Genomic DNA, 20,605 nt, shown 5'->3' with positions numbered 1-20,605 from the left:
TTCGGGATGGGTTGGTCAGTCGTCGACGTCGATCCAGTCGAGCGTGTGCGAGACCGCCTTCTTCCAACGTGCGTAACCGCGTTCGCGCTGCTCCGCGGTCCAGGTGGGTGTCCAGCGCCGGTCCTCGTGCCAGTTCTGTACGAGTTCGTCGGTGTCGCTCCAGAATCCGACCGCCAGCCCGGCCGCATAGGCCGCGCCGAGTGCGGTGGTCTCCGCGACCACCGGCCGCGAGACCGGCACATCGAGGAAGTCTGCCTGCAGTTGCATGCACAGTTCATTGGCCGTGACGCCACCGTCCACACGCAATGTGTCCAGACGCACACCGGAATCGGCCTCCATGGCCTCGACGACATCGCGGGTCTGATAGCAGATCGACTCCAACGTGGCACGCGCGAGATGGGCATTGGTGCTGTAGCGCGACAGCCCGACGATCACCCCGCGCGCGTCCGATCGCCAATACGGTGCGAACAGACCGGAGAATGCGGGCACGAAGTACACCCCGCCGTTGTCCTCGGCCTGCCTGGCCAGGGCTTCGCTTTGTGCCGCACCGGAAATGATGCCGAGCTGATCGCGCAACCACTGCACGGCCGAGCCGGTGACCGCGATCGAACCCTCCAGCGCGTACACCGGTTTCTCGTCGCCGAACTGGTAGGCGACGGTGGTGAGCAGTCCGTGCTGGGAGCGCACGAGTTCGGTTCCGGTATTGAGCAGCAGGAAGTTTCCGGTGCCGTAGGTGTTCTTGGCCTCGCCGGGGCGGAAGCACACCTGACCGACAGTGGCTGCCTGCTGATCGCCGAGCACACCCGCAAGCGGCACCTCGCCGCCGAACGGTCCGTCGGCGCGGGTCCTGCCGAACAGTTCCGGATTCGACGAGGGCGCGATGGTGGGCAGCATGGCGCGCGGAATTCCGAAGAGGGACAACAGTTCGTCGTCCCAGTCGCAGGTCTCCAGGTCCATCAGCATGGTGCGGCTGGCATTGGTCGGATCGGTGACGTGCACGCCGCCGTCGATGCCGCCGGTGAGATTCCACAGCAGCCAGGTGTCGGTGGTGCCGAAGACGGCCTCGCCCGCGTCCGCATCGGCGGCGACGCCGGGCACATTGTCCAGGATCCAGCGCAGCTTGCCGCCGGAGAAGTAGGTTGCGGGCGGCAGCCCCGCCTTGCGGCGGATGATGTCGCCGTGACCCGCGCGTTCCAGGTCGGCGGCGATCTTGTCGGTGCGGGTGTCCTGCCAGACGATGGCATTGCAATACGGCCGCCCGGTCCGGCGATTCCACACCACGGTGGTTTCGCGCTGATTGGTCACACCGACCGCGGCCAGATCGCTCGCGACGAGATTCGCCTTGTTCAGCGTGGACACGATGACCGAACGGGTGCGCTCCCAGATCTCGGTCGGGTTGTGCTCCACCCACCCCGCGCGCGGCAGGATCTGCTCGTGCTCGAGCTGGTGCCGGGCGATCTCGTTGCCACCGTGGTCGAACACCATGAAGCGGGTGCTCGTGGTGCCCTGATCGATGGCGCCGACGTACGAGCCGAGTTTCACCGCTGAGCCTCCGTCTGCAAAGACTGCCGCGGTTGCGGCCGTCGGGGCCGACGCTATTAGCGGATCGCCGAAACGGACATAGCGTGCGTTCGACAATGCCGAACGGTTGTGATGGCCATCGCCATGTAGGTTTCGGCGTATGCCCGGTCCGATCCAATCGATCGAACGAGCGGCGGCCGTCCTGCAGCTGCTCGCTCGAGGTTCCGGCCGCCTCGGGGTCGGCGAAATCGCGGGTGCGCTCGGGCTGGCCAAGCCGACCGCGCACGGCATCCTGCGCACATTGCAGGGCGTGGGATTCGTCGAACAGGATCAAGCCAGTGGCAAGTACCAGCTCGGGGCGGCCGTACTGCATCTCGGGACAAGTTATCTCGACAACAACGAACTGCGCTCGAGGGCGATCAACTGGGCCGATGCCCTGGCCGCGCGCACGGGGGAGTCGGTGCGAATCGGTGCCGCGGCGGACGAAAGCGTGGTGGTCGTGCACCACGTCTTCCGGCCGGACAACACCGAACAGGCGCTCGAGGTCGGCGAACTGCTACCGGCGCACGCGACCGCGCTCGGCAAGGTGCTGCTCGCCTATGACGCCGAGCTGGCCGTCGCTGTTCGCGGTGGTGAATTGGCGCCGCTCACCCGGCGCACCATTGTCGACCGGGCGGCGCTCACCCGGGCGCTTGCCGCGGTCCGGCAGGCGGGATGGGCCGGGGAGACCGAGGAATTCCGGTCCGGGGTGGCCGGTATAGCCGCGCCGATCCGGACACACGGTGGACTCGTGGTCGGTGCGATCGGGATCAGCGGTCCGGTCGACCGGCTCTGCGATCCGCAACTGCGGCACCGGCCGACGCTGGTCGGGCAGGTCCGCGATGCCGCGCATGCGGTATCGCGGGATCTCGGTGCCGGACAATGAATTTCGTACATAATGCCGCACCAATTCTCGTCCGACAGGAAGTAGCCGATGGCGCAACGCTATGTGCTGGCGATCGATCAGGGCACCACCTCCACCAGGTGCATTCTGTTCGATCAGCGCGCACGCCTGGTCGGTGTCGCACAGCGTGAACATCAGCAGCACTATCCGCGGCCCGGCTGGGTCGAGCAGGATGCGCTGGAGATCTGGCGCAATGTCGAGCGCATCGTGCCGCAGGCGCTGCGGGATTCCGGTATCGCCGCGGAACAGGTTGTGGCCCTCGGCATCGCGAATCAACGGGAAACCACGGTGGTGTGGGATCGCCACACCGGTGTGCCGATCCGGCGGGCGGTCGTCTGGCAGGACGTGCGCACCGATGAACTGGTGCGCGAATTCGAGAGCAAGCCTGGTGCGGAACGAATTCGCGAACTGTGCGGCCTGCCGCTGGCCGGTTATTTCGCCGCGCCCCGGCTGCGCTGGCTGCTGGATACCATTCCTGGACTGCGGGATCGGGCCGAGCGCGGGGAAGTGCTCTTCGGCACCATGGAGACCTGGCTGATCTGGAATCTGACCGGCGGACCGGACGGCGGTGTGCATCGCACCGATGTCACCAATGCCAGTCGCACGCTGTTGATGAATATCGCCTCGCTCACCTGGGATCGAGAACTGTTGGAGTTCTTCGGAATTCCGGCCGCGATGCTGCCGGGCATTCAGCCGTCGACCGCGTCCTATGGGATGACCGGCCGGGTGGTGCCCGGCATCCCGATCGCCGCCGCGCTCGGCGACCAGCACGCCGCACTGTTCGGCCAAACCTGTTTCGCCCGTGGGGAAACCAAATGCACCTACGGTACCGGCGGCTTCCTGATGATGAATACCGGGCGCGAGCTGGTGCAGTCCTCGCACGGTCTGCTCACCACCATCGGATATCAGATCGAGCCCGAACCGGTGTACGCGCTGGAGGGGCCGATCGCGGTGACCGGTTCGCTGGTGCAGTGGGTGCGCGACAATATCGGTCTGGTGTCGAGTGCGCCCGAGATCGAAACCCTCGCTCGCACAGTCGAAGACAATGGCGGCTGCTATATCGTGCCCGCATTCTCCGGCCTGTATGCGCCGCATTGGCGCAGTGACGCAAGGGGTCTCGTCATCGGCCTGACCTCGTACATCAACAAGGGCCATCTCGCCCGCGCCGTCCTGGAGGCGACCGCCTGGCAGACCCGCGAAGTCGTCGACGCCATGAACGCCGACTCCGGTCTGCAGGCCAGCACCCTGCGCGTCGACGGCGGCATGACCTCCGACAACCTGCTCATGCAGATCGTCGCCGACGTCCTCGACATCCCCGTCATGCGCCCCTTCGTAGCCGAAACCGTCTCTCTCGGAGCCGCTTACGCCGCTGGCCTGGCCGTCGGCTACTGGCCCGACCTCGAGGGCCTGCGCAACAACTGGCGCCTGGCCGGACAATGGATCCCCCGAATGGACCCCACCCACCGCCGAGACGAATACGACAACTGGAAACGCGCCGTAGCCCTGACCTTCGGCTGGTCGCGCTCGAAGCGCTAGGGTGTGGTGATCTTGCGGGGCTCGTCGGTGATGGAGAGGATCCAGATGATCGTGTCACGCGTTATCGGCGTTGTCGTTGCCTTGCTCGTCGGGACCGTGTTGGTCGGGGGACCGGCGGAGTCGGCGCCGAATGCTTGTGCGGTGGGAAATCCGTTGCAGCCCACCGCGGAACTGTTCGCGACCGATAACACGGCGACGATCACCGATCCGGATGACCAGCGGTTGCGAAACGGGTTGGCGGCGTTCGAACTTCAGGTCGACGGGATCGCGCTCGGGAATGTCGGGCTGCCGGTCGGGTCCACCTTGGTCAGTGGGGTGTTCTGGTCGGATGAGCGGCAGCAGGCGACCTATGAGCGTTCGCGTGAATTCCATCTCGCCTGTGTCGATGCCGTCGATTTGCATCGCATCGGCGATCAGGTACGAACTCGATTCGGTCAGGAGTCGGTGCTGACCTTCCGGTACCTGCCGAATACCGCGTCGGAGGTCGACGCCTTCACGGTCGAGGTCGCCGGTGTCGACGTGCGCCGGTTCCGTGACGCACTCGTCGCCGATCGCGAGGCGCGTGAGCATCTGGTCGGCGGGTCCGTCACCGAATCCGGGAGTCTCATCCTGGTCGCCGACCTCGCGGATTTCACGCTGACCCAGCGATTCGTCACCAGCATCGGCGGCACGTGGAATCCGGATACCGTCCACTACGGTGACCGCGAATTCGTGGGTTGACGTGTCACTGGTCGGTGGAAACCTGAATGGCCCTTAGACTTCGGCGGTGCGAGCTTCTTTGCGGACGGCCGTCCTCGGACTGATCACCGCGATATTCACGATGGCAGTCGGGCTGACGCCGATGGTCATCGCGGAGCCGGTTGCTCCGGCGTTCTGTGGCACACCGCTGTCGGCGGACGAACTCGATACCATCGCTCAACTCTCCGATACCAGTACATTGATCGGAAATGCGTTGCAGCGCTTGGAGACCGCGGTAGCGCGCCACCGGGAGATCACCGAAATCCTGGTCGCGCATCGTGATCGACGCGGGCTGTTTCCGCTCGGGCTCGACGGTGTGGAGCAGTCGGCGGTGATGCCATTGCAGCGCGATCCGGGTGCTTTCCTGGATCCGGAGTACGCACATGCGATCAGCTTGGAATTGCTGCGGCGGTTCCTGGTCAATGTGCACGCGGCCTTCACCGGTGCGCCGGTCGAGCCGCAGTGGGCGCGGTATTTCGAGCTCGCTCGCCGGTGTGAGGTATCGCCCGCCCGTGTCGCCATGGCGGGCTACAACGCGCATTTGAGCGTGGATCTCGCGTATTCCGTAGCGACGGTCGCGAGTAAGCCGGAGAACGCGCCCGACTATTTCAAGATCGTCGACGCGATCGCGGCCTCCGGTCAGGTGATCATCGATCGGACCAAGGAGATCTACAACGGCGATCTCGGTCCGTTGTGGCGGTTCTATTTCGTCGGTGAGGGTCTGGACCTGTTGCTCGGTGCGGGCGTGGCGACCGGTCCGCTGCTGCGGGCCGCCGATCTCGGATACAACGTGGTGATCTACGGCAATGGCCTGGCGCTGGAGGATCCCGGACTGCACAACGCGACCGCGGCGGAGATCCGGCTGCTCGGCGATTCCGTCGAAACGGCACTGGATGTGTTGACACTGCTCAGGGGTCTGTGAGACGCCTAGTCGGTACGGTTCGATCGGGTACGGCAAGGAGTTCGCGGTGGGCATATCACTCGTCAAGGGACAGAACGGTCCGCTCGCGGCGTCGAATGTCGTTGTCGCGGTGCGATCCATCGCCCCGGCCGATGTCTCGGCATTATTGGTGACCGAAGCGGGCCGCGTTCGCACCGACGCCGATTTCGTCTTCTTCAATCAGCCGCAGGCACCCGGCGTCGAGTTGCGGTCGGGAACGCTGCTCGTTTCCGCGGCCCACGTGCCCGCCGATATCGCCCAAATACGTGTGGTCATCACTTTGGACGAATCCGGGGCAACTTTCGGGCAATTCGCACCACCGGTTGCGACCGTTGCCGATGGATCCGGAAATGCGCTCTACGAGTATGTAATCGATGGACTCGACAGCGAGTCGATCGTCATCGCACTGGAATTGTATCGGCGTAACTCCGAGTGGAAGGTTCGCGCGGTCGGACAGGGGTATGCGGGCGGATTCGCCGCGCTGGTCACCGATCACGGCGTGAGCGTCGACGACGAGCCCGCGCCCGTCACTCCTCCCGCCACCCCCGAGGTCCGGACAGTCCCCGGCGAAGCCGCACTCTCCTTCGAGAAGCGCGCCAGACTCGACCTGCGCAAACGCGAAGTCGCCAAGGTCCTGATCAACAAGAACGCCTTCGGAATTCGCGCCCGCGTCATCCTGGTCATCGACAAAACCCTCAGCATGAGCAGGCAATACAGCAAACAGGTCGTGCACCGCGTTGTGCAGCGGATGATCCCGGTGGCGACCCAGCTCGACGAGGACGGCGCCCTGGAGGCCTACCTCTACGCGCTGTCCTTCGCGAAACTGCCCGATATCACCGTCGAGCACGGCGAGGCATGGGCCCAGACCTTCTTACACCTCACCGGCACTCACCAGGGCATCGACTACGCCAGGATCGGCGGTCGCAACGACGAACTGCCGATCATGCGCGACATCATCGCCTCGCTGCGGCCAGGCGATGCGCCGACCCTGGTGCTGTTCTTCACTGACGGCGGCTTCGCGAAGAAGCGCGAGATCGCCGCACTCATGCGCGACGCGTCCCGACTGCCCGCCTTCTGGCAGTTCGTCGGCCTCGGCAGGGCCAACTACGGCTTGCTGCGCACCCTCGACGAAATGTCGGACCGGGTCGTGGACAACGCGGGCTTCTTCGCCCTCGACGACATCGACCAGGTGGACGACGCGCAGCTGTATGCCCGGTTGCTGGGTGAATTCCCGGACTGGCTGCGCGCGGCCGGGCAGGCGGGCATTCTGCGCTGAATCGTGCCGGTCCGCAGTCGAAGTCGCGGACTCAGCCGATGACGGCGTTCATGATGGTGCCCGCACTGGTGGCAACCACACCGCCGATCATGGCTCCGGCCACCATCTTCGGGGATTCCAGACCGCCGCCGCTCCACTTCTCCCAGGCGAAGCGGCCACCTGCGTAGATGATGGCGACTATGCCGGCGAGCAGCACGAACCAGGTGAAATAGCGGACCAGTTGAAGAATCTTGTCGGACACCGGAGGGGCCTCGGGAGTGGGATTGCCGATCTGTGCCCAAGTGTCGTAAACGGCGGCCAGGATCATCTCGTGTTGCTCATTCTGGATGCGGGACAGGGGGTTAACGCGCTCTCCGAGAGATGGTATCGGTTTCTCGGCGACCGCGCAGTCACGATGCCTGCGCGCTTGCGAGACCACTCGTTGTGCGGATCATGGAAAGGGCGTGATAGTCGAGGAGTAGACGATGAACATCTATCTGATGTCGATCGGCGATGCCTGTGCGACGTTGGCGCAGATCCAGAATCCGACGCCGCAAGCTCCGCCGCTATCGGACAAGCTGCTGCAGATGGTGCGCTATCTGACCTGGTTTGCCCTGCTGTCCGGGATAATCAGCATCATCTATGCGGGCGGCCGGTTCGCCTGGGAGAAATGGAGCGGCGGTGCGATGCAATCGCCGAAGATGGTGGCGGGAGCCATGATCGGCGGTGTCGTCGCCACCAGTGCGGGCACGATTATGAATTCGATTCTCGGCACCGGCTGACCGACGAAAACCCGGCCACGTCGCCGCTTGCCCGAATTACGGCAAATATGTGGCTATACTCCGGCTGATCTCTCTCGAAGTTGTCCGACCTGATCGGGAAAGTAGGGAGAAGGCATGAGTATGTCGCGGCGATCCATGCTGCTGGCCGGTGCCGTTACGGGCGCGGGCCTGGTCGCGTGCGGCAAATCGACGAATTCCGATAATGTGGCGAGTTCCGGCAGCGTGCCGCCGAGCGATCCGCGTTCGATCGCGACCGACGCCTATATCTACGGATATCCGCTGGTGCTGATGGATGTCACGCTGCAGTCGAATACCGCTGCCGTACCCGCCAATCAGATCTGGGCCGTCAGTCCGGTAAATCCCGCGATGAACACGGTGGTGATGCCGAATATCGACACCCTTTATGCCACCGCCTGGCTCGACGTGGGTGCCGAACCGGTGGTGCTGCAGGTTCCGCCGACGGACGGCGACCGGTACTGGCTCATGCAGATCATGGACGCCTGGACCAATACCACCCACAATCCCAGCAGTGTCGCACCACAGGTGCGCGCCGGTCAGGAGCCGCCGTACGGCTACGTGATCACCGGCCCCAATTGGTCTGGTGCGTTGCCGGATAACCTGACCAGATTGGCGATGCCCACCGCGACCGCTTGGTTGATCGGTCGCATCGAGCTGCGCGGCCAGGCCGATTTCGCCGCCGCCGAGAGCGTGCAGCAGCAGGTGCTGCTCGCACCGCTGAGCGCCTGGTTGCGCGGTGAACGGCCGAACCCGGTGATCAATCCCGTTATGGCCGCCCCGATCGCACCTCCACAGCAGGTTGCGCGGATGGACGGGCGCACCTTCTTCGACCGGCTATGCACACTTATGCTCACCAACCCGCCCGCCCGCGACGATGCCCCCGCGCTGGAGCGGTTTTCGAAGATCGGCATCCGGCCGGGCGGCACGGTCGACGGTGCGCCGGTCGCCGACCTCGACGCCGCGGTGGCGGCGGGCCAGATGCGCATCCCGGACTACGCCAATCCCAAAGCCAGACGGGAGAACGGCTGGGGTTTCGCGACGAATCTCGGCACCTACGGCACCGATTACTCGCTGCGCGCCTCGACCGCGTGGACCGCACTCGGTGCGAATCTGCCGGAGGACACCGTCTATCCGGAGATCAGCGCGAATGCGGGGGAGCAGGGCGCGCCGCGCTCGTACCGGCTGCATTTCCCCGCGGGCCAGACGCCGCCCGCGCGGGCCTTCTGGTCGCTGACCGCCTATACCGCGGAGCGCTTTCTGGTGCCCAACCCGGCGGGCATCTTCTCGGTCGGTCATCAGCGTCCGGTCATACCGCTGCCGGACGGCTCGCTGGAACTCGCCATCCAGGCGGCGGACCCGGGAAGTGCTGTGCCAGACGGCAATTGGTTGCCGATACCGGAAACCGGCACCTTCCGGCTCGCGCTTCGCCTGTATGTGCCCGAGCAGCGGGCGCTCGATGGTCACTGGCAACCGCCGAGTCTGAACCGAGTCGGATGAAGGAGATGTATGAACGTCTCGCTCGCCTCGACGGCAGCGTCGCCAGCCTTTCCGACGACGATCTGACCGCAGCGGCCGATGAAGCGAAGAAAGAGACTCCGGCCTGCGCCGGGTGCCCGCCCGTCCTGACTGTCGTGCGATAGGAGCGAGAAACTATGGGCCGCTTGGCTTTCCCGATCTCGGTCGCTGCCGCAGCGATGCTGGTATTCGCCGCGCCCGTTGCCGCCGCCGAGGTGGGTGATGAGGACGGGGTTCCGTCGCGAACCGCGTTCTCCTTCCGTTCGGTGCTGCCCGGCGTCCAGTGGGGCACCAGCAACGAACACGAGATGCGCACCGGATTGTCACTGGTCAAGCTCTATATGGTCGACTACGCGCTGCATCGCGGCGACGGGTCGGCGACGGATCTGGTGTTGGCGGAGCGGATGATCCGCTATTCCGACGATTCCGCGGCCGACGAACTCGGCGCGAAGTATCCGCAGGCGATCGACGCCATCGCCGCGGAGTACGGCCTGACCGCTACCAAATCGGGCCCGGCCTGGGGCATGTCGTACACCAGCACCGCGGATGTGGCCACCTTCCTGGCGACCAAGAAGCGCACCGAACCCTGGTCGCCGATCTTCGGCTGGATGGCCGCGGCGGGCGACCAGGCGGCCGACGGCACCGCACAGGATTGGGGGACCGCGCGGCTGCCCGGCGTCCAGGGCAGCAAGTGGGGCTGGTCCGACAGCGGGCCGCTGGAGGTGGCCTCGGCATCGTTCGGCGAGACTTTCGCGGTCGCGGCACATACCCGCGGCACACCCGAGGATCAGACGGCCGATGTCAGCGCCACCGTGCCGTTCTTGCTACTCGCTTTGGTCGCGCGCGTGACGGGATAGGCGGCGGTCAGTCGTCGCCGTCCCAGGTCCAGTGCGGCACCTCGCGGATCGGGTGCAGTTCGTCGTCGGTCTGCGCATGCGAATTCTGTTGTGCCACTTGGGCGCCGAATTCGGCATGTTCGCGCACCGCTTCGCGGAAGGCGGGATCGTCGAACAGCCCGGCTTCCTCGAACGCCTCCAGATACAGCTGGGCGAAGCGCGCACGCTGTTCATCGGTGATTTCGAGGCCGCGGTGCACGGCGATGATGTAGTCGAAGCCGAGGTTGCGGGTGAAACGGTCCGGGCCGCCGAAGGATTCGGCGGTGAACCAGGTGAGATGGTCGACGTGCGTCGGGTGGCGTTCGGTGAACTGGGTTTTCAGTACCGGATCGGCGAGCACCTTGTCGTAGAAGGCTTCTTCGACGCGATGCAATGCCTCGTCGCCACCGGCGTGCTCGTACAGGCTGGGCATGGGGGACCTCCGAACGGTGACCTGTTGCGTCCCATTACAGGCTTGTCCGCTCGGTCGCGTGGGCTGTTTCTCCTTAAGCGATCAAGCTCACTATTTATAGCCAGTATCTATTGAATTCAGGCGATCGGATGGCTATCACCGCTGAAGTTAACGGGGTTTACTAAACACTATTCACAAAATCCTCGTTGTGTGGTTTTATCGGCTTCGGAACGTGTCCACACAGTTCTTACCCGCCCCGCCGGCTCCGCCGGCTGCCATCCCCCTGTGTCGTGAGGTCTGCAGCCCAAGTCAGACCGGTAGGAGATAGCCGTGACCGTGACCACGCCGTCGATTCCCGCGGGATTCGACTTCACCGACCCAGATCTGCTGTCCACCCGCCTGCCCATCCAGGAATTCGCCGAGCTGCGCCGGACCGCCCCGGTCTGGTGGTGCGCGCAGACCGGGCGGGCCAGCGGCTTCGATGACGGTGGTTACTGGGTCATCTCCAAGCTCGACCACATCAAGGAGATCTCGAAGAATCCGGAGGTGTTCTCCTCGCACGAGAACACCGCGATCATCCGGTTCAACGAGGAAACCACCCGCGAGCAGATCGACATGCTCGGCAATATGCTGATGTTGAATCAGGATCCGCCGCAGCACACCAAGACCCGCCGCATCATCTCCAGGGGTTTCACCCCACGCGCGGTGGAGAGCCTGCGCGCGGCGCTCACCGAGCGTGCGGCTCGAATTGTGCACGAGGCCAAGCAGACCGGTCGCGGCGACTTCGTCGAACAGGTCGCCTGCGAACTGCCGCTGCAGGCCATCGCCGAACTACTCGGAGTGCCGCAGGACGACCGCAAGAAGCTGTTCGACTGGACCAACCAGATGATCTCCTACGACGATCCGGAGTTCGACGGCAATCACCACACCGCCACCGCCGAGGTCATGGGCTATGCCTGGAATATGGCCGAGGAGCGGCGCAAATGTCCGGCCGACGATATCGTCACCCAGCTGATCAATGCCGATATCAACGGCGAGAACCTGGGCTCGGACGAATTCGCGTTTTTCGTGATCCTGCTGTCGGTCGCGGGCAACGAGACCACTCGTAACTCGATCACCCACGGCATGAAGGCCTTCGTGGACAACCCGGAGCAGTGGGAGCTCTACAAGCAGCAGCGCCCGCGCACCGCGCCCGATGAGATCGTGCGCTGGGCCACCCCGGTGACCGCTTTCCAGCGCACCGCCACCCAGGACACCGAGGTCGGCGGCCAGGAGATCAAGAAGGGACAGCGCCTGGGGCTGTTCTACAGCTCGGCCAATTTCGACGAGGACGGATTCGAGAAACCGTTCACCTTCGATGTGCTGCGCAACCCCAACCCGCACGTCGGCTTCGGCGGCACCGGCACGCACTACTGCGTCGGCGCCAACCTGGCCCGGCTGCAGATCGATTTGATGTTCAACGCCATTGCCGATGTGATGCCGAACCTGCGTCAGGTCTCCGATCCGGTGCGGTTGCGCTCGGGTTGGTTGAACGGCATCAAGCGCTGGGAAGTCGAATACGCTTGAATTCTTTTATGAACAGCGCCAAGCCGCGGGGGCGGGCACCGGTGGTTTCGGACGCGGATATCCGCCGGGTGGCCCGCGCACTGCTGGTCGAGCACGGTCCCGATGCGGTCACCCTGCGGGCGATCGCGCGCGAACTCGGCATTACCGCGCCCGCCCTGTACCGGTATTACAACTCGCGCGAGGATCTGCTCGAGAGTCTGCGCCTGGAGTTCTGTGCGGACCTCGCCGCCGAGTTGTCCGAGCAGATCGCGACGCTGCCCGATGACGGCGCGGTGCAGTTCTTCGCCATCTGCAAGGGGTTTCGGCGCTGGGCGCTGGCGCACACCAGAGAATTCACCCTGGTGTTCGCCTCGCCTGGTGCGGGGCGCGCGCGCATGCTGCGCCGGTTCGACGAACCGTTCGGCCGGATCTTCCTCGCCGCGGCCGGGCGACTGCTGGCCACCTACGATGTCGTGACGCCGCCGACCGATGTGATTCCGGCGGAGCTGCGCGATGACCTCGTACTGTTCCAAACCGAGCTGCTGGCAGCGCTTTCGGAGTCCGGACAGAAATTTCCCGCCGAAAAACTCGACCTCGGCGTGACGTATCTGATGATCCAGATCTGGGCCCGGCTCTACGGGCACGTCACGCTCGAGGTGTTCGGGAATTATCCGATCCCGCTGTCGAATCCGGAGATCCTGTTCGATGCGATGCTGGCCGATCTGGGGCGCACGGCCGGGTTGATCAGTGAGTGATTCGGTGAGACAGCCATTCGGCGTAGCCGATGCCGATCGCGTCGCCGTTTCCGTGCAGGCAGAGAGCGCCCGACCGTAGGGCACGTCCGGCACGGCCCGGGATGGGCACGGGAAGCGGGAGCAGCTTGCGGCCGATGTGTTCGCGGTAGATATCGGTGAGTTCGGTGAGGGTGTGCACGGTGGGTCCGGCGATATCCGGGATGCGCCCGGCCGGGCCGTTGTCCACCGCGTCGGCGAGCCTTGTCGCGACTGCGTCGACGTCGATCGGCTGTATCTTCGCCGTCGAGCGCGGTGCGAGCCGCCAGCGCGCCGACAGGGCCAGGATATCGGTGACGAGTTCGTGGAATTGGCTGGCGCGCAACAGTGTCCAGGGGATTTCACCGGTGGTGACCACCTGTTCCTGGTCCACCTTCGCGTTGTAATAGCCGAAGGAGACGAGATCGCAACCGACGATGGAGATTTCGACATGATGGCCGATACCCGCCTGCTTTTCGGCCGCAAGTAGTCGGCGCACGCCGTCCACCATGACCGATCGCGTCCGGCTGCGGGCGCTCACCGCGTCGACCACGGTGTCGCAGCCGTCCAGTGCGGATTCCAGGCCGGAGCCGGTGGCGAGATCCGCGGACCGGTGCTCCAGAGTTCGATCCGCCGGAGCGGTTCGGCTCACCACGCGGACCCGATGTCCGCGTGCGCTCAGCTCTCGTACTACCGCGGCCCCCAGTACCCCGGTTCCGCCGATTACCGCTACCTGCATTGATCCTCCCAAACGGCTCTGTTCGGTATTGGACGCTACGGTGACACGGCGGACCACTCAACGTGCTTCATCGCATATGCATTGTTCGCCACATCGGTGTTCCGGTGTGTGATCGCCTGCGGTATCCGCATCAGATCCGCGCACCCTTGGCGCGGTTGCAGGCGCGGCAGAGGATCTGCAGATTGGTCGCACTCGTCGCGCCACCACGGCTGAGCGGGATGATGTGATCGAATTCGAGGTAGTGGCCGTCACCGCATTCGACGCATTTACCGCCGTCACGTTGCCACACCTCGGCCTTGACCTCCTGCGGGATGCTGCGTGTGTCGCGCTGGCCGGGCGTGAGCACCAAGCGTTTGGCGACCCGCAGCGCACCCTCCAGCGCGGCCGCCACGTAATCCGGATCGTCGACATCGAAGATGGCGCCGCCGCGGGACGAGGTCGCCGCGACAACCACCGAACGCTGCTCGACGTGCACCGAAACCACCCGGTTCCACGGCAATTCGGTGCCGGTATCGGCACCGACGAACCGCAGCTTCTTATTGCTGGCGATCAGCCTGCCAGGTGTGAGCTTCGGGCCCTTGGCGAGCAGGCGGACGTGCACGGCGGGCAGATCCACATGCACCTTCTCCTCCGGATCCAGATGCAGGCCGGGCGTTCGCACTACCGGCAGATCCCCGCCGCGCAACCGCGACAGGGTGCGCCCGCGGTACATCCGCCTGCGCAGATCCTCGACCAGCGGTCCGCCGAGCGCCAGCCCTTCGATCGCGTACTCGAACGCCTCGAACTCGGTCTGCTCGATCTCGCCATCCGCGAATGCGAAGGCGACCAGTCGCTCGACATAGGTGAGCGCCACATCCCGCAGTGCCGCCCGGCCAAGGCCCGCATCGATTCGCTGATACCGCAACGACGCCCACAGCGCATCCCACTCCGCACCGCGCGGTCCGGCCGCGGTCAGCGCCCGCCAGGCCTGGGTATGCCAGTGCGTCAGGAATTCCTCGATTTCCTGCTCGCAGCTCTGGCACGGCGCGAGCCCACCGAACAGCTTGCGGCGCCGGGGATTTCCGCACCGCTCACAGCTGCGTGGGCCAGGCTGGCGCAGTTCGTATGTGGCAGTGGTCCATTCGGCCCCATCCCACCATCGCAGCCGCGCAGGATTCTCGGGATCCGAATGCCAGTCCGCGCGTTCGGGATTCGGAGGTGCTGGTATCGACGGCTCGACCTCGTGCCGCTGGCGCTGAAGGTCGACCGGCCTGCCCGGTCGCGGCCGGGCAGGCCGGTCGTCGGCCGAGTCGGTGCGATGGTCGGCTCGGTCCGAGGGGCCGGTCGCGGCGGTGTGGTGATCTCCACGGTGTGCGGTGTGCGTCCGTCGGGCCGGTGCTTCATCGGGCCGATCACGCTGCCCAGCGGGGTCTGGGTATGTGCCGTCCTGCTCCCCGGACGCGGTGTCGAGCTGCTGAGGACCGGGTGATCCGGCCAGCGCGCGACCAGTCGAGACACGTTGCTGCACTGGAACAGTGGGTATCTGATTCGCGTGCACCGCGCCCGAGCGGGCGGGTGTCGGCTCGGCTGGGCCGTCGATGGTGACGCCGAATTCGGTGACGAGACCGGGCAGCCCACTGTCCCAACCTTGGCCGATCGCGCGGAAGCGCCACTGGCCCTCGCGGCGGTAGAACTCGCCGAACATCATTGCGGATACCGCATCGGGATCGGTGATCTCGAACCGGGCGATGGGTCCGTGTGCGGCCTCGATGGTGAGGGTCAGATCCGCGATATCGCCGAAGGTGCCGTCGTCGATCGATCCGGCGACCACGATCCGCGCCACATCCGATTCGGTGCGCGGTAGCGACACGCTCAGGCGCGCCGTCCCCGGTGCGGGTTCCTGATCGAGTGTCACCGCCTGCGACATATGTCGGGGTGCATTGAAGAACACCAGATCCCGATCGGTGCGCACCGTCCCCGCCTCCGCCAGCAACAGCGCGTGCGCATCCACCGCATGCCCCGACCGCCATGAAACAACCACGGCAAGAAGGGAAGTCGGCACCGCCGCATTGGCCCCTTTACTGAGTTTCATCGTGCTCGAACTATGCCACGAAGCACCGACACGCCGACTTCGGCGGTCCATACCTTCGGCGATGCGAGCGAGTAGGTACTCCGGCGCGGCCACGCTCACATCGGGCGGCCCGAGCACGACGATGGAGTCGGGTCATGCTCTTGGAAATGCGTGACCGCAATAACGGGTGCCACATGACGCGCAGTTTGTTGCCGTGGGTTGGCTGCGACACAAACCGGTCGGTTCGAGATATCCGTTCAGAAGGCGTGTGGGTGCGGCAGAGTGGAAGGATGACTACCCCGAAGGGTGCGAGCCGGAAGGGCGCGACTCCGAAGGCGCCGGGCGGGCGGGTGCCGAGTCCCGGCGATGTGCTGGCGGCCGCGCAATCGGCGGTGGAGGCGGCGCAGTCGGCGGCGAGTCAAGTATTGGATGCCGCACAACTTACGGCTGGTCAGGCCTTCGATGCGGCAGTGCGCCTGCCACCGGCCTCGGCGCAGCTGGCGGCTCAGCTCCCGGATCTGATCGCGAGCCTCTCGATGGCCATCGACCGGCTCAACTCCACCATCGATCGTCTGGACCGCACCCTGGCGCTGGCCGACCCGGCCTTTGCCGCCTACGACCGCTTGCTGCCCCGTCTGGAGGCGATGATCGGCCTCGGCGAAGACCTCTTCACCGCCATCGCCAAACTCCCGGGCGTCTCCCTGCTCGGTCGCTTCACCGGCAAACCCGCCGAACCTCCCGCGCCTCCCGAACCCCCGAAGCGCACTCGCCGCCGCAAATGACCGGGCTCAGCGGGGACCGGCGCGGTGGGTGGCGGCGGCCTTGAGCAGGGTTTCGTGGTATTCGTCCTCGGGGTCCGAATCCAAGACGATGGCGCCGCCCGCGCCGATGCGCCAGTGGCCGTCGTGGCGGACCGCGGTGCGGATGACGATATTGAGGTCGGCGGTGCCTCCCAGGCCGAGGAAACCGATGGTGCCCGAATAGATACCGCGCGCTTCGGTTTCCAGCTCGTCGATGATCTCCATGGTCCGCAACTTGGGCGCCCCGGTCATCGATCCGCCCGGGAAACACGCACGCAGACAATCGATCACGTCGACATTCGGCCGCAACGTGCCGCGCACGGTGGAAACCAGTTGGTGCATGGTCGTATACGTCTCGGTGGCCATCAATTTCGGCACGTGCACACTGCCGACCTGGCAGACCCGGCCCAGGTCATTGCGCAACAGGTCGACGATCATCAGGTTTTCGGCCCTGGTTTTCGGACTGTCGGCCAGTTCGCGCCGCAGCCGCTCGTCCTCGGCGGCCGTCGTCCCGCGCGGCGCGGTGCCCTTGATCGGCTTGCTCTCCACGGTGCGGGCGCGGTCCACCTTGAGGAAGCGTTCCGGTGAGGAGCAGGCGATTTCGAGATCGTCGAAGCGCAGATACGCCGCGTATGGTGCGGGATTGCAGCGGCGCAGCGTGCGGTAGAAGTCGAGTCCGTCCGCTTCGGCGGCCGCCATGGATGCGGTGTCGGTCAGGCAGATTTCGTAGGACTCACCCGCGTGCAGCCGCTCCTGGCAGACGGCGATATCGGCGAGATACCGCTCGCGCCCGCGGGTGAACAGCGGTGCGACGGCGGCGGTATCCGAGCGCACCTCGAGTGTCGGCGGATTCGCCCACGTCGGTAGGGATTCCAGGATCTCGCGGGTATCGCGCAACCAATCCGCGCCCGCCCGTAGGGCTTCCGGCGTGGGATCGGTGAGTGCGAGCAGATGGGTGTGCCCGCCGACATGGTCCACGACCACGATTCGATCGGCGAAGATCCACTGCGCGTCCGGAGTCGAGGCGCGATGCGCGGCATTCGCGCCGCAATCGGCCTTCACCTCATAGCCCAGGTATCCGACGTAACCACACGCGAAATCGAAAGGCAGATCGGGTAGTTCGGTATGTCTCAGGTGTAGCTGCCCGGCGAGATAGTCGAGGATTCCGCCGGGCACGGTCCGCCGATTCCCGTCCGAGGATTCGACCGTCACCGTGTTCTCGCCGACCCGGTAGCGGATCACCTCGGCCAGTGGTCCGCTCGCATCACCGAGGAAGGAGAACCGATCCAGTCCGGGTTCGACATGTTCGCTGTCGAGCCAGAATGCGGTGGGGGAGTTGCCGTAGAGCCGGAGGAACGCGGCCTCGGTATCGATCGCCCGCTCGATCACCGCATGCCGCAGCTGCCAGGAGCGTCGGGATTCGCGGAACTCGTGTCTGCCCATCAGCGGCTCCGCATTCTCGAACGGTGCGACGATGCTCGACCGAATACGCTGGCCCGCGGTAAGTTTCGCGAAATTTCCGAGCAATGCCGCACCGTACTCGCTGGCAATCGACTCGGGATGGAACTGCACCCCCCACTGCGGTCTGCTCCGGTGCCGCACACCCATGATCACCCCGTCGGCGGCGACGGCGGTGATCTCGAGGCGGTCCGGCAACGGCCGCAGTGCGCACAGCGAGTGGTAGCGCACCGCGGTGAACCCCTCGGGCAGCCCGGCGAACAGTTCGTCGCCGTCGTGCTCGATGTGATCGAGATAGCCGTGCCGCGCGGTAGGCGCGGTCGTGACGATGCCGCCCGCCGCGACGACGATGGCCTGATGTCCGAGACAGACGCCGAGCAGCGGCAGCTCGGTCTCGCGGATCACCGCGGCCGAGATGCCGATATCCCGGCCGACATCCGGGCGACCCGGGCCGGGGGAGATGACGACATTGTCGAAGCGCTCCAGCCGCAGGCCCGCGATATCGACGACCTCGTCATTGCGCACGACCGTGGGTTCTTCCCCGTTCACCTCGCTGATCAGCTGATAGAGGTTGTAGGTGAACGAGTCGTAATTGTCGATCAAGAGCGTGCGCATCGTGCTCCGAACCCTACGCCGCACCGGTCGTGGCAAACTATGGTCATGCGCCTTCAGTTAGGTCCGGTGCGTGCTTGCGACCTACTATGGCCGAAATAAGCGCCGAAGTGAGATCGTGCGTTCATGCTCTCGGGCGACAACTGATTTGGAGAGAACATGGGTAACTCATCGGGTACGTCCAGAACCGAGCGACCCGCTGAACCATCGGCCCGCGACGCGACTGGTGGAATGCTCGCCGATCGGCCAGAGGTTCGGGGAGACGGGGGAGCCGTCGACTTTGCCGTCGTCGGTAAATGGATGGACGAGCAGGGTCTGCCTGCCGGTGAGTTCGAGGATGTGAGCGCGCTCGGCGGCGGCACGCAGAACATCATGCTGCGTTTCGCGCGCGGCGGTCAGGACTACGTGCTGCGCCGCGGCCCGAAACACTTGCGCGCCAAGAGCAATGACGTCATCCGTCGCGAGGCCAGGCTGCTCGGCGCGCTCGATGGGACCGGCGTGCGCGCGCCGAAGGTGATCGCCGCCTGCCCGGACGAATCCGTTCTCGGTGCGGTGTTCTACCTGATGGAGCCCATAACCGGATTCAATCCGCAGAACGAACTGCCGGAGCCGCACGCGAGCGATCCGGAGATCCGGCGGCAGATGGGCCTGTCCGCGGTGGAGGCCATCGCCCGCCTCGGCTCGCTCGACTATCAGGCGCTCGGCCTGCAGGACTACGGCAAACCGGATGGCTTCCTGGAGCGTCAGGTGCCGCGCTGGCTCGGCGAACTCGAGTCCTATGCGGCCAATGCGGGATATCCGGGCCCGGAGATTCCCGGTGTGCGGCAGGTCGGGGAATGGCTGGACCGGCACCGGCCCGCGCAGTGGACTCCCGGCATCCTGCACGGCGACTGCCACCTGGCCAACATGATGTTCTCCTACGACGGCCCGGAGGTGGCCGCGATGGTGGACTGGGAGATGTCGACCATCGGCGACCCGCTGCTCGACCTCGGCTGGCAGATCGCGACGCGTCCGGAGCCGGGTACCACGGGCGCGGCGCTGATCGGCAAGCTCGGCGCCGTCGGCGGTCTGCCGACGCCGGAGCAGATGGTCGAGCACTACGGCAAGTTCTCCGATCGCGACCTCAGCAATGTCACCTGGTACACCGTGCTCGCCTGCTTCAAGCTGGGAATTGTGCTGGAGGGCACGCATGCTCGCGCATTCGCGGGCAAGGCGCCCAAGCAGGTCGGTGACTTCCTGCATGCCATCACGCTCGAGCTCTTCGAACGCGCGCTGCGTCTGATGGATTGAACTTCCCTGTCGGGATCTTGTCGCTAGCTGGCTGAATATCTATCGCTGAAGATATTCGGCCAATCTAGGGTAGGCGCATGCCGATCGTTCCCGACGTCAAGAACTGGACCTGGGTCCTCGAACGCTCCTGTCCCGAATGCGGATTCGACCCGGAGTCGATCACGTATGCGGCGGTGCCCGATCTGGCTCGCGAATACGCGGGCCGTCTCTCGGCAACGCTCGCGCGACATGACGCCACCGTCCGCCCGGACGACGACACCTGGTCGGCGCTCGAATATGCCGCTCACGTTCGCGATGTCTGCCGAATCTTCACCTACCGCACGGCCGTCGCGGCCCGCACCGAAGCGGTGGATCCGAGGGTTCCGGGGTTCGACGCTGAGGGCCTCGAGTCCGAGGACGGTATTCCGGTCTTCTCGAACTGGGATCAGGACGTCACCGCCATCGCCGATCAATACGGCAAAGAGGATCCACGAAAGGTCGCAGCGGAGCTGACCGACGCGGCCGAGACCGTCGCGCGCGCCTTCGCGTCGGTCCCCGAAGCCATCCTCGGCAACCAAGCGCGACGCAGCGACGGCTCGGTCTTCACGGTCGAATCCCTGGCCGCTTATTTCCTGCACGACGTAATCCATCATGTGCACGACGTGCGCGGCTGAAGTCGGGCAGTATCGGTCCGAGACGGGTTCGCGGTCGGGTGGAACTGGAACTCGTTCGGGGGTTCCGTCAATCCGTGTCGACGAATTTTCGATCGAGTACTAGAACGCGTTACAGTTTTCTCGTACTGTGGGTGCAGTCACATAGAAGCCCGT

Annotated in this window: 19 protein-coding genes; 13 read left to right on the top strand and 6 right to left on the bottom strand. The window is 65.3% G+C overall.

Features of this window, described 5'->3' with window-relative positions; translation table 11 throughout:
- Positions 1 to 15: 15 nt before the first annotated feature.
- On the bottom strand, positions 16 to 1,485 hold the full coding sequence (gene glpK / locus NP3_RS11950; RefSeq protein WP_063040736.1) for a glycerol kinase GlpK: 1,470 nt from the start codon (positions 1,483 to 1,485) through the stop codon (positions 16 to 18).
- Between the two features lie 196 nt (positions 1,486 to 1,681).
- On the opposite strand from glpK (NP3_RS11950), the gene NP3_RS11945 reads away from it, so the two are divergent.
- The 5 genes from NP3_RS11945 to NP3_RS11925 are packed head-to-tail and all read left to right on the top strand — an operon-like array spanning position 1,682 to position 6,954.
- A complete protein-coding gene (locus NP3_RS11945) occupies positions 1,682 to 2,446 on the top strand; it encodes an IclR family transcriptional regulator (RefSeq protein WP_063040635.1) in 765 nt (254 codons plus the stop codon).
- A gap of 48 nt (positions 2,447 to 2,494) precedes the next feature.
- Entirely contained in the window at positions 2,495 to 4,000 is a 1,506-nt protein-coding gene (glpK, locus tag NP3_RS11940; protein WP_063040633.1) for a glycerol kinase GlpK, read from the top strand.
- Positions 4,001 to 4,045: 45 nt separating this feature from the next.
- Positions 4,046 to 4,720 carry a hypothetical protein gene (locus NP3_RS11935; RefSeq protein WP_084508493.1) on the top strand — a complete coding sequence of 225 codons (675 nt, stop codon included), beginning with the start codon at positions 4,046 to 4,048 and terminating at the stop codon, positions 4,718 to 4,720.
- A 46-nt stretch (positions 4,721 to 4,766) separates the two neighbouring features.
- A complete protein-coding gene (locus NP3_RS11930) occupies positions 4,767 to 5,660 on the top strand; it encodes a DUF5995 family protein (RefSeq protein ID WP_174566201.1) in 894 nt (297 codons plus the stop codon).
- A 46-nt stretch (positions 5,661 to 5,706) separates the two neighbouring features.
- Positions 5,707 to 6,954, top strand: coding sequence for a vWA domain-containing protein (locus tag NP3_RS11925; RefSeq protein ID WP_157124265.1), 1,248 nt, complete (start codon positions 5,707 to 5,709; stop codon positions 6,952 to 6,954).
- Positions 6,955 to 6,985: 31 nt separating this feature from the next.
- Here NP3_RS11925 and NP3_RS11920 read toward each other — a convergent pair whose 3' ends face one another.
- Positions 6,986 to 7,261: a hypothetical protein gene (locus NP3_RS11920; protein ID WP_040688132.1), complete on the bottom strand. Its 276-nt coding sequence runs from the start codon at positions 7,259 to 7,261 to the stop codon at positions 6,986 to 6,988.
- Between the two features lie 157 nt (positions 7,262 to 7,418).
- Between NP3_RS11920 and NP3_RS11915 the strand changes: the two genes are divergently transcribed.
- The 3 genes from NP3_RS11915 to NP3_RS11905 all read left to right on the top strand — a co-directional run bounded on the left by NP3_RS11915 (position 7,419) and on the right by NP3_RS11905 (position 10,105).
- A complete protein-coding gene (locus NP3_RS11915) occupies positions 7,419 to 7,715 on the top strand; it encodes a hypothetical protein (RefSeq protein ID WP_063040631.1) in 297 nt (98 codons plus the stop codon).
- Positions 7,716 to 7,829: 114 nt separating this feature from the next.
- On the top strand, positions 7,830 to 9,230 hold the full coding sequence (locus NP3_RS11910; RefSeq protein ID WP_063040629.1) for a DUF1254 domain-containing protein: 1,401 nt from the start codon (positions 7,830 to 7,832) through the stop codon (positions 9,228 to 9,230).
- Positions 9,231 to 9,385: 155 nt separating this feature from the next.
- On the top strand, positions 9,386 to 10,105 hold the full coding sequence (locus NP3_RS11905) for a serine hydrolase (RefSeq protein WP_063040627.1): 720 nt from the start codon (positions 9,386 to 9,388) through the stop codon (positions 10,103 to 10,105).
- A gap of 7 nt (positions 10,106 to 10,112) precedes the next feature.
- On the opposite strand, the gene NP3_RS11900 is transcribed toward NP3_RS11905, so the two are convergent.
- Positions 10,113 to 10,556 carry a group II truncated hemoglobin gene (locus NP3_RS11900; protein WP_063040625.1) on the bottom strand — a complete coding sequence of 148 codons (444 nt, stop codon included), beginning with the start codon at positions 10,554 to 10,556 and terminating at the stop codon, positions 10,113 to 10,115.
- 315 nt (positions 10,557 to 10,871) lie between these two features.
- Between NP3_RS11900 and NP3_RS11895 the strand changes: the two genes are divergently transcribed.
- Positions 10,872 to 12,101: a cytochrome P450 gene (locus tag NP3_RS11895; protein ID WP_063040728.1), complete on the top strand. Its 1,230-nt coding sequence runs from the start codon at positions 10,872 to 10,874 to the stop codon at positions 12,099 to 12,101.
- 8 nt (positions 12,102 to 12,109) lie between these two features.
- Entirely contained in the window at positions 12,110 to 12,835 is a 726-nt protein-coding gene (locus NP3_RS11890) for a TetR/AcrR family transcriptional regulator (protein WP_063040623.1), read from the top strand.
- Here the strand turns inward: NP3_RS11890 and NP3_RS11885 are convergent.
- Together NP3_RS11885 and NP3_RS11880 are read right to left on the bottom strand one after the other, a co-directional pair.
- On the bottom strand, positions 12,825 to 13,589 hold the full coding sequence (locus NP3_RS11885; RefSeq protein WP_063040621.1) for an SDR family oxidoreductase: 765 nt from the start codon (positions 13,587 to 13,589) through the stop codon (positions 12,825 to 12,827). The two genes, NP3_RS11890 and NP3_RS11885, sit on opposite strands and share 11 nt — an antisense overlap.
- 130 nt (positions 13,590 to 13,719) lie before the next feature.
- Complete coding sequence (locus NP3_RS11880; protein WP_084508491.1) at positions 13,720 to 15,660, bottom strand: TerD family protein; 1,941 nt, start codon at positions 15,658 to 15,660, stop codon at positions 13,720 to 13,722.
- Positions 15,661 to 15,929: 269 nt separating this feature from the next.
- On the opposite strand from NP3_RS11880, the gene NP3_RS11875 reads away from it, so the two are divergent.
- On the top strand, positions 15,930 to 16,421 hold the full coding sequence (locus NP3_RS11875) for a hypothetical protein (RefSeq protein WP_063040619.1): 492 nt from the start codon (positions 15,930 to 15,932) through the stop codon (positions 16,419 to 16,421).
- A gap of 6 nt (positions 16,422 to 16,427) precedes the next feature.
- On the opposite strand, the gene pabB is transcribed toward NP3_RS11875, so the two are convergent.
- On the bottom strand, positions 16,428 to 18,512 hold the full coding sequence (pabB, locus tag NP3_RS11870; protein ID WP_063040617.1) for an aminodeoxychorismate synthase component I: 2,085 nt from the start codon (positions 18,510 to 18,512) through the stop codon (positions 16,428 to 16,430).
- Between the two features lie 228 nt (positions 18,513 to 18,740).
- Between pabB and NP3_RS11865 the strand changes: the two genes are divergently transcribed.
- Together NP3_RS11865 and NP3_RS11860 are read left to right on the top strand one after the other, a co-directional pair.
- Positions 18,741 to 19,799, top strand: coding sequence for a phosphotransferase family protein (locus NP3_RS11865; protein WP_063040615.1), 1,059 nt, complete (start codon positions 18,741 to 18,743; stop codon positions 19,797 to 19,799).
- Positions 19,800 to 19,876: 77 nt separating this feature from the next.
- A complete protein-coding gene (locus NP3_RS11860; RefSeq protein ID WP_063040613.1) occupies positions 19,877 to 20,452 on the top strand; it encodes a DinB family protein in 576 nt (191 codons plus the stop codon).
- The last annotated feature ends 153 nt before the right edge of the window (positions 20,453 to 20,605 follow it).

Source organism: Nocardia pseudovaccinii NBRC 100343 (genome assembly GCF_001613225.1).
Classification (GTDB): Bacteria; Actinomycetota; Actinomycetes; order Mycobacteriales; family Mycobacteriaceae; genus Nocardia; species Nocardia pseudovaccinii.
The sequence above is the reverse complement of the archived record's forward strand: the minus strand, read 5'-3'. Positions and strand labels throughout refer to the sequence as shown.